21 protein-coding genes and 2 pseudogenes are annotated in these 21,223 nt (G+C 68.8%); 12 read left to right on the plus strand and 11 right to left on the minus strand.

From position 1 onward, the window contains the following. Positions 1 to 568 precede the first annotated feature (568 nt). Together ACZ6KY_RS41270 and ACZ6KY_RS41275 are read right to left on the minus strand one after the other, a co-directional pair. Positions 569 to 1,072: a hypothetical protein gene (locus ACZ6KY_RS41270; protein WP_469315395.1), complete on the minus strand. Its 504-nt coding sequence runs from the start codon at positions 1,070 to 1,072 to the stop codon at positions 569 to 571. A 93-nt stretch (positions 1,073 to 1,165) separates the two neighbouring features. Next, entirely contained in the window at positions 1,166 to 1,918 is a 753-nt protein-coding gene (locus tag ACZ6KY_RS41275; RefSeq protein WP_469315396.1) for a TetR/AcrR family transcriptional regulator, read from the minus strand. Between the two features lie 133 nt (positions 1,919 to 2,051). Here ACZ6KY_RS41275 and ACZ6KY_RS41280 point away from each other — a divergent pair, with 133 nt between their 5' ends. Both ACZ6KY_RS41280 and ACZ6KY_RS41285 read left to right on the plus strand, forming a co-directional pair. Continuing rightward, entirely contained in the window at positions 2,052 to 2,669 is a 618-nt protein-coding gene (locus tag ACZ6KY_RS41280; RefSeq protein WP_469315397.1) for an RNA polymerase sigma factor, read from the plus strand. Beyond that, a complete protein-coding gene (locus ACZ6KY_RS41285; protein ID WP_469315398.1) occupies positions 2,666 to 3,751 on the plus strand; it encodes a CU044_5270 family protein in 1,086 nt (361 codons plus the stop codon). Before ACZ6KY_RS41280 ends, ACZ6KY_RS41285 begins: the two co-directional genes overlap by 4 nt. 169 nt (positions 3,752 to 3,920) lie before the next feature. On the opposite strand, the gene ACZ6KY_RS41290 is transcribed toward ACZ6KY_RS41285, so the two are convergent. Beyond that, the gene (locus ACZ6KY_RS41290; protein ID WP_469315399.1) at positions 3,921 to 4,112 is read right to left on the minus strand and encodes a hypothetical protein; all 192 of its coding nucleotides are present in this window, start codon (positions 4,110 to 4,112) and stop codon (positions 3,921 to 3,923) included. Between the two features lie 247 nt (positions 4,113 to 4,359). On the opposite strand from ACZ6KY_RS41290, the gene ACZ6KY_RS41295 reads away from it, so the two are divergent. Next, complete coding sequence (locus ACZ6KY_RS41295) at positions 4,360 to 4,782, plus strand: hypothetical protein (RefSeq protein WP_469315400.1); 423 nt, start codon at positions 4,360 to 4,362, stop codon at positions 4,780 to 4,782. A 441-nt stretch (positions 4,783 to 5,223) separates the two neighbouring features. On the opposite strand, the gene ACZ6KY_RS41300 is transcribed toward ACZ6KY_RS41295, so the two are convergent. Beyond that, positions 5,224 to 5,493, minus strand: coding sequence for a pentapeptide repeat-containing protein (locus tag ACZ6KY_RS41300; protein ID WP_469315401.1), 270 nt, complete (start codon positions 5,491 to 5,493; stop codon positions 5,224 to 5,226). Between ACZ6KY_RS41300 and ACZ6KY_RS41305 the strand changes: the two genes are divergently transcribed. Together ACZ6KY_RS41305 and ACZ6KY_RS41310 are read left to right on the plus strand one after the other, a co-directional pair. Then, the gene (locus tag ACZ6KY_RS41305) at positions 5,492 to 5,623 is read left to right on the plus strand and encodes a hypothetical protein (protein ID WP_469315402.1); all 132 of its coding nucleotides are present in this window, start codon (positions 5,492 to 5,494) and stop codon (positions 5,621 to 5,623) included. The genes ACZ6KY_RS41300 and ACZ6KY_RS41305 overlap by 2 nt on opposite strands. 145 nt (positions 5,624 to 5,768) lie before the next feature. After that, positions 5,769 to 6,197 carry a hypothetical protein gene (locus ACZ6KY_RS41310; RefSeq protein ID WP_469315403.1) on the plus strand — a complete coding sequence of 143 codons (429 nt, stop codon included), beginning with the start codon at positions 5,769 to 5,771 and terminating at the stop codon, positions 6,195 to 6,197. Between the two features lie 552 nt (positions 6,198 to 6,749). Here the strand turns inward: ACZ6KY_RS41310 and ACZ6KY_RS41315 are convergent. The 3 genes from ACZ6KY_RS41315 to ACZ6KY_RS41325 form a co-directional block, all read right to left on the minus strand. Beyond that, positions 6,750 to 7,127 carry a toxin Doc gene (locus ACZ6KY_RS41315; protein ID WP_469315404.1) on the minus strand — a complete coding sequence of 126 codons (378 nt, stop codon included), beginning with the start codon at positions 7,125 to 7,127 and terminating at the stop codon, positions 6,750 to 6,752. Continuing rightward, positions 7,127 to 7,366 carry a hypothetical protein gene (locus ACZ6KY_RS41320; protein WP_469315405.1) on the minus strand — a complete coding sequence of 80 codons (240 nt, stop codon included), beginning with the start codon at positions 7,364 to 7,366 and terminating at the stop codon, positions 7,127 to 7,129. Before ACZ6KY_RS41320 ends, ACZ6KY_RS41315 begins: the two co-directional genes overlap by 1 nt. A 580-nt stretch (positions 7,367 to 7,946) precedes the next feature. Beyond that, positions 7,947 to 8,480, minus strand: a complete 534-nt coding sequence (locus tag ACZ6KY_RS41325) for a COG4315 family predicted lipoprotein (RefSeq protein WP_469315406.1) — start codon at positions 8,478 to 8,480, stop codon at positions 7,947 to 7,949. A gap of 340 nt (positions 8,481 to 8,820) precedes the next feature. Between ACZ6KY_RS41325 and ACZ6KY_RS41330 the strand changes: the two genes are divergently transcribed. Together ACZ6KY_RS41330 and ACZ6KY_RS41335 are read left to right on the plus strand one after the other, a co-directional pair. Next, positions 8,821 to 9,006 carry a hypothetical protein gene (locus tag ACZ6KY_RS41330; RefSeq protein WP_469315407.1) on the plus strand — a complete coding sequence of 62 codons (186 nt, stop codon included), beginning with the start codon at positions 8,821 to 8,823 and terminating at the stop codon, positions 9,004 to 9,006. Continuing rightward, positions 8,996 to 9,469, plus strand: a complete 474-nt coding sequence (locus ACZ6KY_RS41335) for a nuclear transport factor 2 family protein (RefSeq protein ID WP_469315408.1) — start codon at positions 8,996 to 8,998, stop codon at positions 9,467 to 9,469. Before ACZ6KY_RS41330 ends, ACZ6KY_RS41335 begins: the two co-directional genes overlap by 11 nt. 151 nt (positions 9,470 to 9,620) lie before the next feature. On the opposite strand, the pseudogene ACZ6KY_RS41340 reads toward ACZ6KY_RS41335, so the two are convergent. Together ACZ6KY_RS41340 and ACZ6KY_RS41345 are read right to left on the minus strand one after the other, a co-directional pair. After that, positions 9,621 to 9,787, minus strand: a pseudogene (locus ACZ6KY_RS41340) (transposase); the annotation flags it as partial. Between the two features lie 149 nt (positions 9,788 to 9,936). Beyond that, the gene (locus tag ACZ6KY_RS41345) at positions 9,937 to 12,069 is read right to left on the minus strand and encodes a glycoside hydrolase family 6 protein (protein WP_469315409.1); all 2,133 of its coding nucleotides are present in this window, start codon (positions 12,067 to 12,069) and stop codon (positions 9,937 to 9,939) included. A 753-nt stretch (positions 12,070 to 12,822) separates the two neighbouring features. Here ACZ6KY_RS41345 and ACZ6KY_RS41350 point away from each other — a divergent pair. Then, complete coding sequence (locus ACZ6KY_RS41350) at positions 12,823 to 14,640, plus strand: cellulase family glycosylhydrolase (protein ID WP_469315410.1); 1,818 nt, start codon at positions 12,823 to 12,825, stop codon at positions 14,638 to 14,640. 495 nt (positions 14,641 to 15,135) lie between these two features. Here ACZ6KY_RS41350 and ACZ6KY_RS41355 read toward each other — a convergent pair whose 3' ends face one another. Then, complete coding sequence (locus ACZ6KY_RS41355; RefSeq protein WP_469315411.1) at positions 15,136 to 16,794, minus strand: ricin-type beta-trefoil lectin domain protein; 1,659 nt, start codon at positions 16,792 to 16,794, stop codon at positions 15,136 to 15,138. 776 nt (positions 16,795 to 17,570) lie between these two features. On the opposite strand from ACZ6KY_RS41355, the gene ACZ6KY_RS41360 reads away from it, so the two are divergent. The 4 genes from ACZ6KY_RS41360 (at position 17,571) to ACZ6KY_RS41375 (ending at position 20,752) form a co-directional block, all read left to right on the plus strand. Beyond that, positions 17,571 to 17,924 carry a hypothetical protein gene (locus ACZ6KY_RS41360; RefSeq protein WP_469315412.1) on the plus strand — a complete coding sequence of 118 codons (354 nt, stop codon included), beginning with the start codon at positions 17,571 to 17,573 and terminating at the stop codon, positions 17,922 to 17,924. Between the two features lie 133 nt (positions 17,925 to 18,057). Then, positions 18,058 to 18,426 carry a hypothetical protein gene (locus ACZ6KY_RS41365; RefSeq protein WP_469315413.1) on the plus strand — a complete coding sequence of 123 codons (369 nt, stop codon included), beginning with the start codon at positions 18,058 to 18,060 and terminating at the stop codon, positions 18,424 to 18,426. Positions 18,427 to 18,880: 454 nt separating this feature from the next. Continuing rightward, the gene (locus tag ACZ6KY_RS41370; protein WP_469315414.1) at positions 18,881 to 19,696 is read left to right on the plus strand and encodes an endo alpha-1,4 polygalactosaminidase; all 816 of its coding nucleotides are present in this window, start codon (positions 18,881 to 18,883) and stop codon (positions 19,694 to 19,696) included. A 318-nt stretch (positions 19,697 to 20,014) separates the two neighbouring features. Beyond that, positions 20,015 to 20,752 (plus strand): alpha/beta hydrolase, encoded by a 738-nt coding sequence (locus ACZ6KY_RS41375; RefSeq protein ID WP_469315415.1) that lies wholly within the window; start codon positions 20,015 to 20,017, stop codon positions 20,750 to 20,752. A 332-nt stretch (positions 20,753 to 21,084) separates the two neighbouring features. Here ACZ6KY_RS41375 and ACZ6KY_RS41380 read toward each other — a convergent pair. Further along, positions 21,085 to 21,223: pseudogene (locus ACZ6KY_RS41380) on the minus strand (IS630 family transposase); the annotation flags it as partial.

Consider the following 21,223-nt stretch of genomic DNA (forward strand, 5'->3'; position numbering starts at 1 on the left):
GTCGGGTCGGGGCCTTTTCCGTTCTTCGTTTACAGGCGGCCCGCGGCCTTCAAGGCCAGATAGGCGTCCGCGAGGGCCGGCGCCAGGTCATCCGGCAGGGCTTCGGCGTGGGTGGCTCACCTCGGTTCCGTAGACGTCGGCCAGGTGTGCCTGGACCTTGCTGGTGGTCAGGCCCGCGGGACGCACCGGCGCGCCTCCTCGGTCGGCACCGAACCGCCGCATGGTCGGTCTGCTTCGTTCCCTGCTTCTCCACCAACACTGTTGCGGCAGACAGGACTGGCGAACTCCTTCAGCGTGTGAGGCCGGGTCTGCCTCGGATCCGAACCGGAGGCGGGACACGGAACGGCGGGGGTGAAATCACCCGCCCGTACTCCACGACCCATGACAGTTGCTCGTATTGAGAGCGCCCTGGTTCCCCACGTCCGCGGGCGTCGCGGCCGTGTGCGTGCAGTCCTCGTTCCGCAGTCGCGGCTGAGTCTTCGGCGTGAGCGGCGTGCGCTCATCCTGCCTATGAGGTACGGCAGTTGATGCCCCGCCCATGCGGCTACCTGAACGAGGAATTCGCCGCTCACGCAGGCTTGGCTGCCATCAGTTCGAGGTAGTGGCGAGCAAGCTCCAGGTAGTTGGTGCTGTCAGCGACAAGGTCCCCCCGGGCGTCCGGAGCGCCGTGATCGTCGGTAAGGACGGCTTCAGCGGCCTGGAAGAGATGGAACACGCAGTGGAGCTGTCCGTCCCCGGAACCCTCCCCGTATCCGGGAGCCCCTGCCACCGTGGGAACGCGGACACCCCACGGTCCCTCGACCGCCTCCTCTGTCGCCAGACTGGCCAGGTCGGCGAGCACCGAAGCCTGTGCCCTCGCCGTACCGACGAACTGATCAGCTGCCGGGAGCTGGGAGAGCTCCACACCGCCGGCGGCAAACGCCTGAACATCTGCGTCCAGCGCCGCCTCAAGCCCCCGTACCGCCACTGCCCAGATGTCCGCCCATACCGCCACCGTCCCGGGTCGTGCAGACTGCGCTGCCGACCTCAGCGTCTCCAGCCCAGTCAGCAATTCAAGATCAGTCCTCGTCATGACGAGGATCCTGCCTCACCACGTACAGGCTCACGCCCGGAGAGCGGCACTTGTTGATGAGCGAGCGGTTCTGCCCGACCGAGTGCCCTCAGATCAGGGGCGCTCGGCAGGGACAGCATGCCGCGCGTACTCGCCGGCGACGGCGCCCACCTCACCGGTGCGCTGCCTCAGCCTTTCAGAGGGCGTGCTCCGGTGGCTGGCCCAGCGGCTCCGGAGCACGTCCGGTCCCAGGAACCCGGCGGCATGCGTCGCGCCGAGGGCTTCGTCAAGGTACAGGAGCACACTCAGCGCCCACTCCTGGTCGGTGCCTGGCTTGGATCCCTGAATCGGGGTCGTGCGGTCAGGAGCTGCTGCTGAAACTGCTGAAGAAGGGCTGGCCAGCCAGGCGCCGCAGGCTGGGACCTGAGCTACTTCGGGACCGGCCTGGGTGAGCAGGGCGGCCAGCCGTTCATGGACGCCAGGGACGAACGCGGCGTAGAGATGCATCTTGGTGTGCGCGTCGCGGGTCTCCCAGACTGCTTGGAGCTGAGGCCGCTCGGCCATGGCCAGGGGTTCGTCGTCCCCGGCCAGGGTGACGTCCCACAGTGCCTTGAGCAGTCCCGGCTTGCCGCCGAACGCCTTGTAGACGGTCTCGGGAGAGACACCGGCGCGCTCTGCCACCGCGCGGATGGTGGTGGCCCGGTAGCCGTCGCGGGGGAGGAGTACCCGTGCCGCCGTGTTGGCAGCGTGCCGGGACCCGCTGCGCGCGATAGTGATCGACGACCCGACGGGAGTCCTCCGGATGGTGCCCGGACGAGCCCCGGGCACTGGGCACCGTGCCGATCGGCATCTACGGCAGGGTGGCATGTAAGGACGGCTGAGCGCAGCGGCCCTGTTCGTTGCGGGCGTCCATCACATCCGGGGTGTGACGCGCGCCACTGGAACTTCGGGCGGGGCATGGAGAGTACCGAGTGTGAGTCATAAAGAACCAGCGGAGTCCATGCGTGCGCGTATACGGGCGGGGGACCGGGCGGCGTTCGCCGAGCTCTACGACCAGTATGCGCGGGCGGTCTACAACCATGCCCTGCGGCTGACCGGTAACTGGTCACAGGCCGAGGAGGTCATGTCCGAGACGTTCCTTGCCGCCTGGCGCGGCCGGGAGCGGGTCGAGCCGGAGGGCGGATCGTTGGGTCCCTGGCTGCTCGGTATCGCCACGCACAAGGCGCGCAACGCCAACCGGAGTCTGCGTCGGCGGCTCGCCTTCCTCGCGCGGAGCCCGCAGCCGCGTCCCGTGGAGGACTTCGCGGAGGAGGCGGCAGGGCGGATCGACGACGCACGCCGGCTCGCTCTGGTCCACCAGGCGCTGGGCCGGTTGCGCCGCCAGGAGCGCGAGGTGTTCGCGCTGTGTGTGTCGGCCGGGCTCGACTACCGCCAGGCGGCGGAGACGCTCGGCGTCCCCGTCGGCACCGTGCGGTCGAGGCTGTCGCGCGCCCGGGCCCGGCTCGCCCGGCTCAGCTCCGGGCCGGGGAGCAGAAAGACGGAACTCCCCGGTCCCCGCGGAGAGATGGAGAGTGAGGCCGCGTTCGCGGCCCTGTTCCTGAAGGAGGAGACCCGATGAACGCCGACGGTCGACGTACCGAGGACGCGCTGGAGCTGCTGTCCGCGCCGGCTGAATGGGACCTCCGGCCGGGACGACACCGCCACTACAAGGACGTCCTGATGCAGCAGATCGACCAAGACCTCGGCCGCGCTCCCGCCACCGCCACCGCCACCGCCACCGCCACCGCCACCGCCACCGCCACCGCCCCGGCACCGCGCCGCCGGCGGACGCGTCCCGCCGTACTGGTGCCCCTCGCCTCGATGGCGCTGGCCGGAGCGCTGGCCGTCACCCTCACCGGCACCGGCCACGGCTCCGCGCCGGCGGACCGGGCTGCCACCGGCAGCGCACGCGCCCAGAGCGCCTCCGTCACCCTCCACCGGATCGCCGTCGCCGCCATGGCCAGTGACGTCACGCCGGTCAGGGACGACCAGTTCGTGTACGTCAGGAGCCTGACCGTGTCGAACAAGGGAAAGTTCGAAGGGCCCGTGAAACTCGGAGCCCCGCATACGGTGGAGACGTGGACCTCGCAGGACCCCAGGCCCCTCAAGACCACGGGCTGGATGCGCGAGTCGGGCAAGGATGCCGTGATGCCCGGTGAGACGATCCCCATCGAGTCCACAGATGCCGTCCCCGCGGGCATCGACCACCCCACGTACACGTGGCTGTCCTCGCTGCCGACAAACCCCGACACCCTGCTCACCCTGCTGCGCCGCGATGTCCGCGTGTTTGACGGAGAGTCCAGGGAGCAGGCCATCTTCTCCCTGATCGGCGACCTGCTGAGTCAGACGCTCATGCCGCCGCAGAACACCGCCGCGCTGTACAGGGCGGCCGCGAAGATACCGGGCGTCAAGGAGATCCCGGACGCCGTCGACGTGGCCGGCCGGCACGGGATCGCCATCACACGCGAGGACGCCTCCTCCGCCACGCGTGACGAATGGATCTTCGACAAGCGCAGCCTCGCGTTCCTCGGCGCGCGCGGCTTCATCACCCACGACAAGCAGAAGGGCATCACGTCCGACACGCTGATGGGCAGCACCGCCGTGCTGGAGTGCGCCGTCGTCGACAGGCACGGCGAGAAAGCCGCAGGGGCCGACCGCTGAGCAGCAGGGGGCGACGCGCGGGGGGCTCTGCCGGCCCACCCGAGTTCGCCCCCTGCCTGCCGGGGTTCGCGAGGGGGCGTGCAGGCTGCCGACCGGGTTGCCGGGCGTGCTCGCGCAGCTTCGCGGGACACGAAGTCAGTGACGACACAGGAGAGCGCATGCTGATCCGCTACCCACCCCCAGCGGATTCGACCCCGGAGGACGACCAGCCCTCCGGCGTTACGTACGTGAACGGCACCCACAGCTCACTGCTGCCCGTCTCACGGAACCAGCGTGGAGCGGCCTCGACACCGCGCCGCCAGTACGCGCCTTCGAGGTCGATGGCGCAGCTGTACGAGTTGCATCGGCGCGGCCGGGTCACGCTCCTTGCTGAAACCGCAGCACCCCCGCCGCCCGCGCAGCCACCTGCTCCACTTCACCGTCGACGTTCTCCAAGCCGTTCTCGCCACCGTCCAACAGAGCGTCTTCGGGCTCCTGTTCGCCCGTCGTGCGGCTGTTGTGCAAGCGAGGGTCGGCGAGGGCTTCGATCGTGTGGGGACCGGCGGTGAGGGTGGCATGATTCTGTCCTCTCCGGTAGGCCTGGCGACGCCATGTCTACCGGATCACCGGTGACCGACGAGGAAGACGAAGGATCGATGACGCTGAACGTGGGCCAACGGGTGCGGCTGGCGGCGGACCTCCGGTTGGCCGGGTCGTTGACCCCAGCCGGGGAACCCCCGGAGGAGACAGGTGCCTTCGCAGGCTCTCTGGCCCTGGCAGCAGGCATCGAGGGCACTGTCGAGCGTGTGGACGAGCACGACCGGCAGCAGAGTCACGAGGTCCGTGAGTACCTGCGCCTCAAGTCGCTCCTTGACGACTTCGGCCACCAGATGCCGTCGGCGAGCAGAAAGCAACTGGAGGAGCAGGTGGGGGTCCTGGAAGAGCAGTGGGTCGCCTACCAGCGACGGGTGCTCCGCGTCACGGTCCGCGTCCGGCTCGACAACGGGTTCGTCCTCGACGATGTCCCCGAGGAGGCTTTCGCCTCTGCCTGACCAGGCGTCGGGGCGCTCGCTTTCCCCGTGCCGGCCTGAAGCCGGGCAGGACACTCGGGTTGGGGGTGTGGTGCGGGTCGAGGCTGTTCTTGGCGGCTTGCAGCGCCAGCGCGAAAGGGTTCGGGGCGCTGGAGGTCGCAGGCGGGGCGGTGGTCGCGGTCCACGGCGTGATGGTGGGTGATCGCGGCGAGGTGGCGGTGGTGCCGGCCGGCACCACCCGCAGATGCGGCTTGAGGGCCAGCACCTCATCGACCACCGTGCCGAACCAGCCGCCCACCCCGTACGGCCGCTCAGCCCGCTCTGACACCGCATGGCTTCAGCGCTCTTCGCGGCGTCCCGACCGTGCTGCCACTGCCTGTGCGTCCTGTGCCGTGTCGGTGCCCGGGCGAGGCCGGCGGCCTTCGTGATCGGTCTGGAGGATGCCGGGGGTGGGAGACCGCGTCACGCTCCTGCCGGATACCAGGCAGACGGCAGGCTCAGCCCCGACGGCAAAGACACCCCGTGACCCGGATTCAGGCCGTCCGGGACCACACCGTTCGCGCTGCTGAAGTCGACCGTTCCGCCGGAGAACTGCGCCTCGCGAAAGTCGACAGTTCCCCGGGAGAACTGCGCGCCGTTGAAGTCGACCTGACTGCCCGAGAACTCCACGTCACTGAAGTAGACCGACCCGCCGGAGAAGTGGGCGCCGCTGTCCACGACGCTGGTCGCCATGGCCCCCACGATGCCAGCCGCTTACCTGGCCCGGGCTGCCTGCCGCGACGACCGTCGCGAGACCGTGGCAACGGCCGGCACGCTGGTCAACGCGGTGGCCGCGGCAAAAACCGGCAACGCGCCCAGTTGATCGGCCCGGCGCTCACCGCATCGACCTGACCCTCACCCACCGCGCCGAACCAGTCAATAGCGCCACCGGCGCGGCTTCCCACGGGGCTGCCTCACCGACATCGTCGGCACAACCAGGGACTTCACCCGCCTCGCCTCGTGATTACGTGGAACCGGGCGCCGGCAAGACCCTGCTCGTCCTGGACCTTCTCCTCGGCCTGCTGACCCACCCTGACCGGACCGAGGCAGCCCCTGTTCCGATCCGCTTCTCTCTGGCTGGCTGGGACGTCGACCTCCCCCTGACGGACTGGCGGACGGACCAGGTCCACCAGAACTTCGGCGACCACGGTCTCACCGCCGTCGACGCGGCGGCCCTGGTCGAGCAGGACCGCATCCTGCCGGTACTGGACGGCCTGGACGCGATGGACATCTCTGCCACCCCGGCCGCCCGCCGCCGGGCCCTCCGCGCCCTGCAGCGGCTCAACTGCAGCGACACCACCGACATCCAGAGCAATCCGATCACCCTCTTCACTGCGTGCGTGGTCATTGACAGCATCGACTACTGCAACTCCCAGTACGCAGACACCGGCCGGTAGCCCGCGCGCTCCTACGGGGTGCCGCACTGGCGTGACCGCTCCGGACAGCAGCCGTGCGTCCAGGCTGGCGCCGACCCCGTACGACGCCCGCCGCCGTCACGGGGCGGGCGCCCGCCGGTCAGTGAGCGGCTGCTCGGCGGTGCGCAGCCCGGCCGTCCACGCTGCCCGGTGTCTGCGGTGTCTGCGGTGGCTGCGCCCGGTGCCTCAGGTGAGCTACCGACGAAATGAGGCTTGTCAGGTGACGGAATGCCGGTCGCGGGTCAGCGGTCCGGGCGGTCGGCTCCGGGGCAGGATCCGCTCGGCCCTCCCGCAGCATCCGCGCCACTTGGTCGCCACCGAGTTCCCGGCGCAGTTCCGCGTCGGTGCCGTCCTGGGTGAAGCGGACAAGCCCGGCGGGCGGAAGGGTGATGGTCCGGCTGACAGCCCGTCACAGCCCCTTGCGTAGAGGCTCTATGGTGCATGCCCGGCACGAGACGAGGACGGTACGGCTCTGGCACCGCGGCCCGGCTGCGAGCGCCGGCGACCGCCGCAGCAGTCCAGCCGCGGGGGGTGTCAGATCTGCCAGGTGCGGAGGACGTCGGCGACGTCGTAGATGCTCAGCCGGGTCTCGCGGACTTTTCTGATCAGGTCGGACAGAGCCCCGTAGGGAGGGTCGATTCCTTCCCCGGACTGGTCCATGTACTGGCCGGTGATGAAGGCGGCGAAGAGGCTGTTGCGGTGGGGGAGTGGTTCGAGGCGCACGATGGTGTGCAGGAGTGCGGCCGCTCGCCACGCGGAGTCGGGGTCGGACGTGGCGAGGGTCGGCATGCGCGTCTTGTGGCGCGCGACGGCCGCTACGAGGGCCGAGTAGTCGGTGACCGTCACGTCGTCATCGCCGAGGGCGGCGTCCTGGACGTCCAGGAGCCAGGGGACATCGATGTACAGGGTCATCAGGCGGCACTGGCTCCCTCGCCGCGCTGCGACGGAGGAATCTCGTCCGGGAACGCCTCGTCGAACTCCTCGCGCAGCCTGTCCGCCCACGAGGCGGCGCCGACCACGAACCGCTTGCGCTGCATCTCGCGGACGCCGAGGTCGTGCATGTACTGCTTGAGGCTCTTGCCCTCGGCCGCGGCAGACGCGCGCACGGCTTCCATTTCTTCCTCGGTGAAGGTCACATTCAGTGATGGCATACCAGCATGGTACCTATCCGGTACCTTCTCGCGCGACCCGTTGGGCGAAACGGCCGCGGTTGCGAAGGACGGGTCCGGTCGTGTCCCGTGCGCTGGCGGGCAGCGGGCAAACACAAGAACAACTGAGGGCCTGAGACCGGGCGAGTTCCGGCCCTCGGGAGTCGTGCATCGTCGGGGTACGAGTGCGCTATGACCTCTTCAGCGACCGCCACGCGTTGACACGGGCGGCGCGCGAGAGCGAGGACGGCTTGGGTGCGATGCTTCCCCTCGGCTCGCTCGCTGTCGTCGTACCGGCGTGACGTCGGCGGATACCCCACCAGCACCGGCTCGGCGCGCCTCTCGGACTCCCATGCATAGCCATCGAATCGAACGTTGAACCGGTCTCGCCCGACAGGGCGCGAGCAGCTGCCAGTGCCCCTGATCCATGGCTCGGGCTCAGTCCTGATCACTCCACGCGGCCACCGTGTTCCGTGCGTGTGTTGCTCGACCGCGCTCCTTTGGTACACCGCCGCGCTGTGGCAGCTCAACGGGAACCATGCGCCGAGAGTGTGTCCGGTTCGGACGGCGCCAGGCGGACCGGTCAGTAGCCGCCGCTCTGTGACGATGACGAGGTCTTGGTGATCTCCTTGCCGTCGGTGCCCAGCACGTACCACTTGGCGCCGAACGCGTCGAGCCCCTGTCCGTTGGTCTGTCCGGCCTTGGTGTCGTCGGCGAACGTGTAGAGCGGGTGCCCCTTGTACGTGACCTGCTTCGAGCCGTCACTGCGCGTGATGGTCGACAGCAGCTTGCTGTTGACGCCGCCCCCGGCGGTCGGCTTCCCGTGCGCCTTCAGCGGTGGCCAGGCCTTGGCGCAGTCTCCGTTGCAGGTGGATTTGTTGGTCTTGTCGGACTTGAAGAGGTAGAGGGTGTGCCCCTTGCTGTTGACCAGGATCTTGCCGAGCGGACCGGACTTGGTGGACACCGTCGCGGAGGACGAGGCGCTCACCGCCGATCGCGCTGCCTGTACGCTGCCTGCCGAACCGTGGCTGCTGCCATCGGCGTGCGCCACGGTGGCCGCGGACAGGAAGAGTGCTGTTCCGGTGGCTGCGATGAATGCTCGGGTGTGGTACTTCACGAGAAGTCCTCCGGCTGCGATCGCCTCGGAGTGTCTTGCGGCCGTTGCGCTTCGGCGCGCGTTCCCCACCTTCCATTACACGCCAAAGTTGACAACCTGGCCACAGGACCGTCCCGTCACCACCGCAGGCCCGCGGTGCGCGCGTCGCAGGCTCTCTCTAACTTGATGCGGAACCGTTGCTGGTTCTGGCACAGATCTTGGGGAGTGTTCGCGGAGCGTCACCCCGATGTTCGATCGCGCGAGGCGAGCTCCCGTGAGACCGCGTACGCCTACCGCCCGACAAGCGGGGATGACGCTTCGTCAGGTATCTCTTTGTCTCCGCCGCGGTCGGCTGTGGTCGGTGACGGTGCTGGTTATGCAGGCCGATGCAGCATTCTGGGACTCGCTGGTGTTCGACGGGATCGACGACGTGGATGCCGAGGCGGTGACCGTTGCCTTCGGCACGGTCGCTTGCGGATGTGTAGGGCGCAAAAAAGCTGTCGCGGTATCCTTGATCATCCTGATACGACATGGGGATGGCTACTGAAGCGCTGGATCCCACAGACCGTCTGCTTGCCGAGCGTGCTTGTGAACGCCTCATCGTCGAGTTCGTCCACAAGCTCGACCTCGGTGACCCGGGCGACGTGGCCGATCTGTTTACGGATGTCGGGTTTTGGGAGTGGGCGGAAGGTGACCGTCGGATTCAGGGCCGTGATGCACTTCGGTCGTATTTCACTGGTCGGCCTGCGGACCGGCTCTCGCGCCGGATATGCACGAACATCCTGGTCACCGTCACATCCGAGGCAACAGCCACCGCGACCACATACTTCACGACCTACCGTGTCGACGGATATACCGGTGGTTTCGTGCCCCCGCGTGCCCCGACGCAGGTCGGCCACTACGAGGACTCGTTCTGCAAGGTCGAAGGCCGTTGGCTCCTCAGCTCTCGGTCCTTGTACCTGGCCTTTGCGGGACCGACCCAGCGGCTCGAAGCAGCAGCCGAGGACTGAGCGACGCGGGCGTGTGCATTCTGCGGGGCCGCCCGCCTGGTCAAGATGAGAGCCGGCCTGTCCCGTCAAGGGCGCCTTCGGCGTCGCCTGCGGCGATGACCTCCGGTCACCCTTGACCGGCCTTTTCCGGCTCTGGGTCCGCGCTAGTAGTGTCCCAGGGGCTGGTGGTGATGAAGTTGGCCAGTGCCTGCCGGTTCCCGTCCTCACCCAGCCGGGCGGCCATCGGCTCCACCGACTTACGCTTGCCGTCGGTCAGCAGTCCCCGCAGACAGACCTGCCCCCACCGACGCTGGTCCTACGCGCGAACGGCTCGAACACCTCCGCCGCGAACGCCTCCAACTCGCCACACACCTGGTCGTCCGCGACAGCCGCCGCACTGTGCCAGGACGGATGGGCGGTGGCGTCCTGCGCGGACGGCGTGAGGGCCGGAGCGTGACCGCCCCGGCCCCCTGTCCGTTCCGCCCGCTCTACGGCTCGGTGCCCCAGACGAGGGTGCCCGACACGTATACGGTCACCTTCGCCGCGTCCGTGTAGGAGGTGTTGGCGCCCCGGCTGTAGTCGTCCGACTCGTCGAAGTTCGACCAGTCCGACTTGGCCATGCGCAGCTGCAGATCGCCGCTGTCCGCTCCAGCCGCCAGCGAACCGGAGTTGAAGCCCACCTCCAGGTAGTGGTCCGCGCCCGTGCGGCTCGGGGAAACGGCGCTCACCGAAGTCTTCACCGTGGAGCAGCCGAGCTGCGCCCAGTCGCAGAAGGTCTGGTAGCCGGCAGAGGAGGACTCCCCGGTGAACCAGTAGCGAATGGTCACCTTGGACAGGTCGACCGCGCCGGAACCTCCGTTGACCAGCTTGAGACCGGGCTTGACCTGGTTGTCACCGGTGGAGGAATCGTTGTTCTTGTACTGCGCCTTGAGACCCGACGAGCCTCCTCCCCCGCCCGATGCCTTGGTGGTGGCGGACACCTCCGCGGACGAGGCCGAGACGTTGCCGGCCGCGTCCTTGGCCTTGACGGTGTACTTGTACGTGGTGGAGGCGGCAAGCCCGCTGTCGGTGTAGGACGTGACGGTGGCGCTGCCGATCTTGGTGCCGTCGCGGTAGACGTCGTATCCCGTGACCGCGGTGTTGTCCGTGGACGCGCCCCAGCTCAGGGAGACGCTGTTGCTCGTCGTCGAGCTGACCGTGAGGGCGGCGGGAACGGTGGGGGCCTGCGTGTCACCGCCGCCGCCACCCGATCCGCTCACCGGCGGGTTGGCGTTGGCGAGCAGTTGACGGAACTGGGCGGAGAACCAGTGCCCGGCGAGCGGGGAGTTGGGCAGTGCTCCGGTGAGGTTGTTCCCGTTACGCGCGTTCCCGGTGTACGTGGGGTCGCACATCTGGTCGAAGCCCTTGCCCTCGTCGTTGTCGACGGCCTGGCTGGCCCCGTCGGACTCGCCCGGCGGCTTGGCCCACACGTAGGCGTCGATTCCGGTGTCGGGTGCGGTCGTTGGGCGCTCGCCGAGACCTGCCCCGCTCTGGTTGCACCAGTTTCCGGCGTGGATGCGCCGGTCGATGCGACCGCCGTCCACATAGGCGTCGACGCTGGTCGTCGGGCCGGGACCGGCCGGCCGGGCCGAACCGCCCCAGCCGTTGCGCGAGGTGTCGATGAGCATGCCGATGCCGGCGTCGAAGCCCTGCGCTACGAGCGCGGTGCGCAGGCCCTGCGCGTACGAGCTCTCGTCGTCGTACTGGTTCCAGTCGATCCACTTCGACTGGCGCACCGTCTGGCCGTTCACCGTGTCCGTCACCTTCACGTACGGCTCTTTGGTGGCGGAGTAGTTCGCGGTGTTCACGATGAAGCCCGTCACATCGTTCACGGTGGCGCCGTTGGTGGTGGCGGCCTTCTTGAACTCCTGTGCCGCCGGGGTGAGGTTGCTGTCCCAGCCGAGCCAGCCGTGGTGGCCGGCGTCGATGTAGTTGTAGGCGTTGGGCAGAGCGCCGAGCTTGTGGAGGGCGTAACCGACGCCCTTCTCGTAGTTGCCGTTCGCCTTCATGGTGGCGCACTGGGTCGTGGAGCCGGCGGTGCCGCCCGCGTTGGTCACGAGGTTGGGCAGCGAGTCCGGCTCGATGAGGTTGACGATCCGCAGGCTCGCGTAGGCCGGGTCGGCGAGGATCGCCGCGATCGGGTCGATGTAATCACTCTGGTAGGTGGCCAGGTCGTCGGGACCGAGTTCGCCGTTGGAGGCGAGGGCCGCGCAGTCCCGCCCCGGCAGGTCGTAGATGACCAACTGGACGAGGTTGGCGCCCTGCGCCTTGGCCGCGTCGAGGTGCGCCTTCAGACCACGGGCGTCGGCGGTGCCCTGGATCGCGGCCATCCGGTCCAGCCAGACGAAGGTGGGCTGGTCGGAGATGGCCGAACCGCCCGGCTCGGCCGCGGCCTTGGCCGACCAGTCGGGATTCACGTAGGCCTTCGCGCCGACGTAGGGATTGTCGAGTTTGGCGGCCGCGGTCGCGGTGGTCGGAAGGGCGGTGACGGACAGGGCTCCGAGGAGGGCACCGACGGCCAGAGCGGCGGTCCGCTTCGGTCCGCTTCGGCGCACGGTGGAGTCGGGTCTACGGGAAGGCATCGGCCATCTCCTGGGGAGAGCAGGCGGGTACGGTCGGCGTGCGGGGTCGCCGGCGGCCCCCCGGTGTGCTGCGGCTCGGGCAGACCGGACGGAACTCCGCCGGACGGGCGTTGCGTTCAGGCATGACGAAGGTGCGACCGCGTGCGTCGCGCAAGCCGGAGCTGGAGGGCCGCCGAACATGAGCGCGCCGCGGCGCCGTCCGGACGGGGGCCGGCGTTTCCGGCGCCACGCATGGACGGTGCCCGGTCACTGAGGTGACGGCGGGGACATGGGGGTGATGTGGGAGCGCTCCCAAGGTGCGGCGTTCGGCCTGTGGATGTCAACACCCGTGCAAAAGATGGATTGTTGACGATCCGTCACTCGGTGGCCTCGTAGCGTGACTCGCTCGCGGGCGACCCGTGTGCGCGCCGGATCGCTGCGGGCGCGAAGGCGTGGGGGCCCGGGAAGCGTCCGGCGGAGAGTTCGGAATGCGGGGGCATGCCCTTCATGGCCGGAGTGGAACGGGTGTGGCCTGAATGGCGCGTGTGCCCATGGTCGACAAGTCCGCGGAGGGACACGATCGCCGCGTGAGGTATTGACGCGAACACGCTTAGTGGCTTCCATGTGCGCAGTCCGGCTTCGACGAGCCGGCCGTCGGGAGCGGGACACTCCTGCCGGTCCGCGGGAGCCGTCATGCCGGACGCCCATCCGCCTGCCCGCCCGGAAACGCGCGCCCAAGAATGGGAGCGCTCCCACCCGGAGAGGACCCCCACCATGCGTCACCCACCCTCGTTTCGCGTCCGGCGCACCCTGGTCGCGCTCCTCACCACGGCCCTCGCGGCTCTCGTTCCGTTCACGGTGGCGGTGCCCGCGCAGGCGGCCGCCGCCCCCTCGTCCCCGTCGCCTGCGGCAGCCGCCTCCGGCGCCGGATACTGGCACACCGAGGGGCGCCGGATCCTCGACGCGCAGAACCAGCCGGTGCGCATGGCGGGCATCAACTGGTTCGGGTTCGAGACGTCCAACTACGTTGCGCACGGCCTCTGGTCGCGCGACTACAAGTCGATGATCGACCAGATGAAGACCCTGGGCTACAACACCATCCGCCTGCCCTACAGCGACGACATCTTCAAGGGCACCCAGCCCAACGGCATCACCTACGCCAACGGCCTGAACTCCGACCTGCAAGGCCTCAACTCGCTCCAGGTGATGGACAAGATCGTCGGCTACGCGGGCTCGATCGGTCTCAAGGTCGTACTCGACCGTCATCGGCCCGACTCCTCGGCCCAGTCGGCGCTCTGGTACACCTCCGCCGTCCCCGAGGCGACCTGGATCGCCGACCTCAAGGCCCTGGCGGCGCGCTACCAGGGCAACACCGCCGTGATCGGCATCGACCTGCACAACGAGCCGCACGATCCCGCCTGCTGGGGATGCGGCGACACGAGCACCGACTGGCGGCTCGCGGCGGAACGGGCCGGCAACGCGGTCCTGTCCGTCAACCCCAGCCTGCTGATCTTCGTCGAGGGCGTCCAGACGGTGAACGGTCAGAGCGACTGGTGGGGCGGCAATCTCGCCGGGGTCGCCAACGCGCCGGTGCGGCTGAGCGTCGCCAACCGCCTGGTCTACTCGGCCCACGACTACGCCACCAGCGTCGCGCAGCAACCGTGGTTCAGCGACCCGTCGTTCCCGGCGAACATGCCGGCCGTCTGGGACAAGAACTGGGGCTACATCTTCAAACAGAACATCGCCCCCGTCTGGCTCGGCGAGTTCGGCACCACCCTGCAGTCGACGGTCGACCAGAAGTGGCTCGCGGCGCTCGTCGACTACCTGCGCCCCACGAACACATACGGGGCCGACAGCTTCAACTGGACCTTCTGGTCGTGGAATCCGAACTCCGGCGACACGGGAGGCATCCTCAAGGACGACTGGCAGACCGTGGACACCGTGAAGGACGGTTACTTGGCGTCCATCAAGGCCCCGGGCTTCACCGGAGGCGGGGGAGGCGGAGATACGACGGCGCCCTCGACACCGACCGGACTGGCCGTGACCGCTACCACCGCGTCGAGTGTGTCGCTGTCCTGGAAAGCCTCCGCCGACGACACCGCGGTGACGGGCTACGACGTCTACCGTGGCACCGCCAAGGCCGGTGAGGCCACCGGCACGTCCTTCACCGACACCGGCCTCACCGCAGGGACCCGCTACGACTACACCGTGCGGGCTCGCGACGCGGCCGGCAACACCTCTGCGGCGTCCGCGTCGGTCACCGCGACGACCGCCGGCACCGGGGGCGGCTCCAGCGGATGCAGCGCAACCTACAAGGTGAGCAGCGACTGGGGCAGTGGCTTCAACGCCGACATCACGGTCACCAATACGGGCTCCTCGACGACCAAGTCGTGGCAGGTCACGTGGGAGTGGCCGGGCAGCCAGACCATCTCCGGGATGTGGAACGCGTCCTACAGCCAGGTGGGCAGTACGGTGACCGCGAACAACGCCGACCACAACGGCACCATCGCGGTCGGCGCCTCGACCGGTTTCGGGTTCGGAGCGACGCCGGGTGGCGCCGGTACGCCGGTCCTGAGCTGCCGGGCCGGCTAGAGCGACTGCCCGGGCCTGTCCCGGCCGGATCGCAGCACGCCGCACGGTGCGGCAGACGACATGGTGAGCCTCGCCGTGCGGCGGCACGCGGCCGATGCGGGACGCGGCGTCCTCCCCACCTTCGGGACGGAGAGCGCCGTCTCGCATCCGCCGCACGGAGAGGGAACCGAGCCCTCCACACCGCCGAGTGATCCGTCGGAAAGTGTGGTGGGGCCAATCCCCGACGGTGGTGGGGTCGACTCCCGACGGGCTCGCGACTCTTATCCTGCGCCAGTGCTCACCGGCGATACATCGAAGGGCCTCACCGGCTGAGGTGCTGCCCTTCGATGTGCCCGGCCTCAGTTCACGCAGGGTCTGGAGCCACTCGTGTGCGGGATACCGGCGATCCGCTCACGCCGGGGATTGCCGTGTGGCAGAACAGGCAGGCTGCGAAGAGGACCTGTCCGGGACGGGCAAGGAGGAGGCTTCGGCCGGGGGCCGTGAGCCTCCTCCCTCTCATGCCAGGGTGAATTTCTGGGCGCCGGAGCTGTTGCAGTCCCAGATCTGGAGGCGTGTGCCGTTGGCGGTGGCGCCCGACGGCGAGTCGATGCACCGGCCGGTGGCCGGGTTGGACATCGAGCCATCGGCGTTGGCGACCCAGTTCTGGTAGGCACCGCCGTTGCAGTTGGCCAGCTGGAGCGGTGTGCCGGCCGCGTTGACACCGCCGGTGATGTCCAGGCATTTGCCCAGCGTGCGCAGGGTCTGGCCGCTCCACGTCCACTTCTGGTCGAGCGAGGTCGCCTGCTGGCAGTCCCACAACTGGACCGCCGTGCCGTCACCACCGGTGTCGTCACCCGCCACGTCCACGCACTTGCCGCCCGGTCCGTAGATCGGGGTACCGATGGCGAAGTTCTGGGCACCGGAGCTGTTGCAGTCCCAGATCTGGAGGCGTGTGCCGTTGGCGGTGGCGCCCGACGGCGAGTCGATGCACCGGCCGCTGGCAGGGTTCCGTAGCGAGCCGTCGCTCTGCCGCACCCATGCCTGGTAGCCACCGCTGTTGCACGTGGCGAGCTGCAACTTCGTACCCGCGGCGCTGTTGCCACCGGCGATGTCCAGGCATTTGCCGAGAGTCTGGAGGGTCTGGCCGCTCCAGGTCCAGTGCTGGTCCTTGGCCGCCGACTGGCAGTCCCACAGTTGCACCGCGGTGCCGTCGCCGCCCGTGTCGTCACCCGCCACATCGACACACTTGCCGCCCGGCCCGGTGATCGCCTGCCCGGTCGACGAACCGCCGCCGCCACCCCCGGAGCCAGGCCCCTTGTTGTAGACGGCCACCGAGTCGACGACCAGCTTGCCGCCGGAGACCGTCGACGCGTTCGGGCCGCCACCGAAGGCGTCCGGGAAGCCGCCGCCGATCGCCAGGTCGTAGATGATGAAGAAGGGGTGGTCGACCGCGTCGGACCAGGTCGTCGCGTCCACCTGGTTGGCGTTGACGGTGAAGAAGTTGTTTCCGTCGAGGTAGAACCTGATCTGCTCCGGCGACACCGAGCGGTCGATCTCCGCCGCGTAGTCGTGGAAGCCGGTCTGGCAGCCGGCACAGGCACGTTCACCCGAGCCGATGCCGGTCGACTCGTTGCACGGCCCGCCCGGGTTCACGCCGCAGTGGAGGGTGCTGAAATCGGAACTGCGGCCGTTGATGTCCTCCATGATGTCGATCTCGCCGGACTTCGGCCAGGTCACACCGTCGCGCAGCGGCGCGCCGAGCATCCAGAACGCCGGCCAGTAGCCCGCGCCGTTGGCGGTGGTGACGTTGGGCTGCTGGAGGACGGACTCGATACGTACGACTCCGCCGGCCGGGGCACCGAAGGACGCCGACTGGGTCTCCACGCGCCCGGAGGTCCATCCGCCCCGCGGGTCGGAACCGGAGTGCAGCGCCTGGAGCACCAGATGCCCCTGGCCGTCGTAAGAGACGTTCGAGGTGCTGTTGGTCATGGTCTCGATCTCACCGGTGCCGAAATTGCTGCCCGGCCCGGTGTCGTACTTCCACAGGCTCTGGTCGATGCCGGTGCCGGACGCACCGTTGAAGTCGTCGCTCCAAGTGAGCGTGAAGCCCGAGGGTGTCGGGGGCACTGCCGCTTCGGCGTTCAGCGTCCCGGTGACGGTGGCCGCCATCGTCATGACGGCGACGGGAATCAGAGTCAGGGCTCTCTTCCATCCGCGGCGCCGTGGTCTCGCAGAGGATAATTGCATCGGTCTGACCTCCGAAGAAAAGGCGTGATCGTGTTTGTCCGCTACGCCGCCCTGGTGATCTCCACCAACAGTGAGCAGTGCACGCGCACTTGCGGATCTGGATGACGACGAACAGGGCGAGGACCGGCACCTGGGCTGCCGTGGACAGGCAGGCCCACAGCGGGTGGCCGGACTTCCATCCCTTGACCAGTGGACGCACCATCAACGCAGTTGACGGCTGGCGGGTGTTGAGCCGTGTGGAGTTCTGTGCGGGGCGACGCTATTGGACCGGACCAATGCAGTCAAGGCTGTGCAACGGACCTCGTTTTGGAGGGACGGATCTCCGTGGCTCTGTCATCAGAGGGCGGTTTCATGTGTTCTTGAGTCGTTCTATGATCGCCTGATGGTGTGGGGCTCAGCAGTTGGGTGTCGTGTCGGCCGGATTCGGTGCTTCCGTCGACCTCGTGCCGGATGACCTGCGGAAACGCGTGGCGCGCCCGACTGTGGCCTCCTCGTCCGCCCAGGAGGCATCGGTGTCCCGGACGGTTGCCTGCGGACGACCGGGCCGCACTGCGAGGCATCGTGTACGTGCTGCGCGAGAGCGTGAGCCGGCGAGACGTGCCCGCGGAGCAGGTCGGTCGCAGCGGCGTGACGGCCTGGCGGCGACCGCTCCCGCCGCGTTCGTCACCGCTCCCACGCCGGCCGGTGACACCTCCGCCGGTGCGGTGATCCCGATCAACTGGGCGGGCAGGACGGCGGGTGTCACGTCGTACGACATCGCCTGGCCGGTTGCCACCCGCGACAGCAAGGGGGCGTGGACGCCCGGCCCGCTCCAGACGTGGCGCACCCGCGCCACGGCCCGGTCGGCGTCCGGTCCGGTCATCTTTCTTGAGCTGACCGCCGAGGGTGTACTCGTACTGAGCGCTCGCGCAGTCGCTGCCGGTGAGGGCCGGACCGCCATACTCGCGGCGCTCGGTGGCCCGACCGCGGGCGTCCACGATGGTGCCGGTGCCGCCCCCTGCGGCGGTGCGGTAGCCCTCCGCTTCGGTCTTGGTGTGTCACTTCTCTTGGTCACGTAGAACCGGAAGATCGATTCGATGGCGCGTCCGGACCCGTCAATGCAGCCGGCCGCAGCACGGGGGCAGCCTCCACCAGAACGGCCAGAACATCGCGGAGTAGTCGTCCGCGTCAATGCGCCGCCTGGTCTCAGCCATGGACGTCCAGGCCGACCAGCCGGGGAAAGGCACCTCGCCCAAGTACTCAGCCTGCTGGGCGATGCCCCGCATCTCGGCGAAGGCTGCTGCCGAAAGGGATTTATCCGGCTACCCGCACCCCTCCGGCAGCCGTACCGACTCACCCGGCATCCGCCGAGACGTCACTCAACGCGCCGACCACACAGAGGAACGTTCCTACGGCTCCGCCCAGACCGGCGGCCATGACGCAGCTGACTTCGCCCGCCGGGCCGACGCGGCAGGCGGAGACGTCACCGCAGCCGTTCACCAATGGCTCGTCGAGACCGGACGCATCCGCCCCGACGCCAACATCCTCCATCTGGAAGTGCGAACCTGGCGCCCGCGCTGAGCCTGCCGACCGCGTGGTTGCGCCTTTGCACTTCTTGCCGGTGTCGATGCTGTGGCCGAACTCGGTCACGACGACGCTGTGGCTCTGAACGGGACAGGGGCTGGTCTTTCAGGTGCGGGGCGAGGGCGGCGACCTCGACCGGTTTGCCGCCCGAACGCAGGGACATGGTGGCCGCCATGCCGGTCACGACGGCTTCGCGGGCGGCGACGGGCAAGGTTTTCGGTTGGGCCGCCGCGAGCGACGAAACGCGGGAATTCGTCGGCGAGGAGTTCCAGCGTTGACATCTTTACGGGCAGTCGCTTTACTCCCGGACAAGACCGGAGCCGTGCTCCGTGTTCAGAGACACGCCCAGCCGGTATGCAGGCCTCGTGCCGCGAGCCCGGCCCGAGTCGCCAGGACGTCGTTGCGCGTCCGAGGCGGGGACGTGCCCTCTTCCTCCTGGGAGCTCATCCACATGAGCCGTTTCAGCCCCCCTTCCCGCAAGCTCACGGGCACCGTCATCGGCGCGGCAGCGCTGGTCGGAGCTCTGGTCGCCCCGGTGGCCTCCGCGCAGGCCGCATCCGTGCCCCTGCCGCCCACACACGTCGGCTTCGACTATCAGATCGGCGGTGCCTACACCCCGCCGGCCGGGGTGAAGGTCGTCACCCGGGACAACACCGCCTCCCCGGCGGCAGGCCTGTACAACATCTGCTACGTCAACGCCTTCCAGGCGCAGCCGGGTGCCGAGAGCGAATGGGACTCCGATCTGCTGCTGCGCGACTCGTCCGGCAAGGTCGTTTACGACGAGGACTGGGGCGAGGCCTTCCTCGACATCAGCACCGACGGCAAGCGGCAGCGGATCGCCGGCAAGATCGGAAGCCTCATCGACAGCTGCAAGACCAAGGGCTTCCAGGCGATCGAGCCCGACAACTACGACAGCTACACCCGTTCCGGGAACCGCCTGACGGCCGGCAACGCGCAGGCGTTCATCAAGCTGCTCTCGGCCCGCGCCCACGCGGACGGCCTGGCCATCGCCCAGAAAAACACTCCCGAACTGGCAGGCAACCACACGGCCAACGGCCTGGACTTCGCCGTGGCCGAGGAGTGCGGCCAGTACGACGAGTGCGGCGACTACACCAGCGCCTTCGGAAACAACGTGATAGTGATCGAGTACACCAACTCCGGCAGGTCGAAGGCCTGCAGCGGGTGGGGTGGCACGCTGAGCATCGTCCAGCGCGACGTGGACGTCAAACCGGCGGGCAGCAGCGGCTACGTGCGCAAGACCTGTTAGACCGCGGGCCGACTCGAGTCGGGTGCCGGCCTGCGGCGGCTGGGGGTGCCGTCGCAGGCCGGCATGGCTTCCGTTCCCGCGCTCATCTCCTGATGCCCGCTTCCGCGCCGTCGTTCGGCGGCCGGCTCACACGCAGAGACTCCGTAAAAACCCGTTTGGCGGACCACGGGGACCACTGCTAACTTTCGGGTGGCCGTGCGAGAGATTGAGGAGGTGGTACCCGTGAACGTATTGACATGGGTGCTCTCCTCCGGGGTCACGGTCGGGCGATAGGTCGTCCGGGAGCGCCGTACATGAGCACTCCCGAAAGGCACGACCATGCACTTCACTTCTGAGCAGCGCCTCGACGACGGTGTCGTCGAGCGCGAGTTCACCCTCGGCGAGATTCCCGGCATCCTGTGGACGCCCGCATCCGTATCCGCGCCGGTGCCGCTGATCCTGATCGGCCACCCTCCCCTGGGACTGCGCAGGATGTACCCCCGGCTGGCGGGGCGGGCCCGGTACTACGCGGCGGAGTACGGCTTCGCCTCGGCCACCATCGAGCTTCCCGGGAGCGGTGACCGGCCCCGTTGGGCGGCCGTCGATCAGGCCCGCGCCGACCTGCGCCGGGCGATGGAGGCCGGGGAGCCGGTAGGCGAGGAGATCGTCGACGCCCTCGTCCTGCCGCTGGTCGAAAAGGCGGTCCCGGAATGGCAGTCCGCCCTGGACGCGCTCCTTTCGCTGCCGGAGATCGGCGGCCCGGTCGGGTTCGAGGGGGGAGTGATCTCGATCGGCATCCGTCTGGCGGTGGTCGAGCCGCGCATCGCGGTTGCCGGCTTCTTCGCCGGGAGTCTCGTCCCGGCCGCCGTCTTCGAGGAGGCCCGCCAGGTCACCATTCCGCTGCGGGTCCTGTTGCAGTGGGACGACGAAGGGAACGACCGGCAGGCGGCCCTCGACCTGTTCGACGCCTTCGGCTCCAAGGAGAAGTCCCTGCACGCCAACCTCGGCGGGCACACCGGGGTCCCGCGGTCCGAGATGGAGGACGGGGCTCGGTTCTTCGCCCGGCACCTGAAGTGAGGCCGGGCCGTCAGGCCAGCGGCAGACGGTAAGCGGCGTCGGCCATGATGCCGTCATCGAGGTCAGGTCCCGGCCCTCCTCGATGACGGCGCCCGGCCATTGGGCAACCGCCCTGATCGCGGCGGTCCCGGCCGGTGGCGGTACCGGGCGGTCGGGGCGGCGCGAGGGCGATCGCCCCCAGCACCGTCCAGTACCTCGTCGTCCCCGGCTGGGCTGTGGACCTGCAGCGCTACCAGGCCCTCATGGACGCCCCGCTGGCCCCACCCGGCTGGCGAACGACCCGGCCGACGACGCGGCTTCCGGACCATGACGCGGATACTGACTTCGGCTGATTAGGGTGACGTTGGGTCGTCGAGGGTCAGGCCGGTGCCGGCTATGAAGCCGTCGAGGGTGTCGGGTCGGTATTGAAGACGCTTGAGCCGGTTACGTACGAGGGTCTCGAGTCGGTCGAGGGCGACCACGGCGAGGTTG

It is taken from the genome of Streptomyces sp. NPDC042002 (assembly GCF_055588305.1).

Coding starts and splice junctions, on each gene's coding strand:
- ACZ6KY_RS41345 (WP_469315409.1), bottom strand. CDS start 12,069: ATGCCTTCCCGTAGACCCGACTCCACCGTGCGCCGAAGCGGACCGAAG.
- ACZ6KY_RS41270 (WP_469315395.1), bottom strand. CDS start 1,072: ATGACGAGGACTGATCTTGAATTGCTGACTGGGCTGGAGACGCTGAGG.
- ACZ6KY_RS41280 (WP_469315397.1), top strand. CDS start 2,052: ATGCGTGCGCGTATACGGGCGGGGGACCGGGCGGCGTTCGCCGAGCTC.
- ACZ6KY_RS41335 (WP_469315408.1), top strand. CDS start 8,996: ATGGCTACTGAAGCGCTGGATCCCACAGACCGTCTGCTTGCCGAGCGT.
- ACZ6KY_RS41320 (WP_469315405.1), bottom strand. CDS start 7,366: ATGCCATCACTGAATGTGACCTTCACCGAGGAAGAAATGGAAGCCGTG.
- ACZ6KY_RS41365 (WP_469315413.1), top strand. CDS start 18,058: ATGGACGTCCAGGCCGACCAGCCGGGGAAAGGCACCTCGCCCAAGTAC.
- ACZ6KY_RS41275 (WP_469315396.1), bottom strand. CDS start 1,918: ATGCCACCCTGCCGTAGATGCCGATCGGCACGGTGCCCAGTGCCCGGG.
- ACZ6KY_RS41350 (WP_469315410.1), top strand. CDS start 12,823: ATGCGTCACCCACCCTCGTTTCGCGTCCGGCGCACCCTGGTCGCGCTC.
- ACZ6KY_RS41370 (WP_469315414.1), top strand. CDS start 18,881: ATGAGCCGTTTCAGCCCCCCTTCCCGCAAGCTCACGGGCACCGTCATC.
- ACZ6KY_RS41305 (WP_469315402.1), top strand. CDS start 5,492: ATGGCCCCCACGATGCCAGCCGCTTACCTGGCCCGGGCTGCCTGCCGC.
- ACZ6KY_RS41375 (WP_469315415.1), top strand. CDS start 20,015: ATGCACTTCACTTCTGAGCAGCGCCTCGACGACGGTGTCGTCGAGCGC.
- ACZ6KY_RS41300 (WP_469315401.1), bottom strand. CDS start 5,493: ATGGCGACCAGCGTCGTGGACAGCGGCGCCCACTTCTCCGGCGGGTCG.
- ACZ6KY_RS41355 (WP_469315411.1), bottom strand. CDS start 16,794: ATGACGATGGCGGCCACCGTCACCGGGACGCTGAACGCCGAAGCGGCA.
- ACZ6KY_RS41285 (WP_469315398.1), top strand. CDS start 2,666: ATGAACGCCGACGGTCGACGTACCGAGGACGCGCTGGAGCTGCTGTCC.
- ACZ6KY_RS41315 (WP_469315404.1), bottom strand. CDS start 7,127: ATGACCCTGTACATCGATGTCCCCTGGCTCCTGGACGTCCAGGACGCC.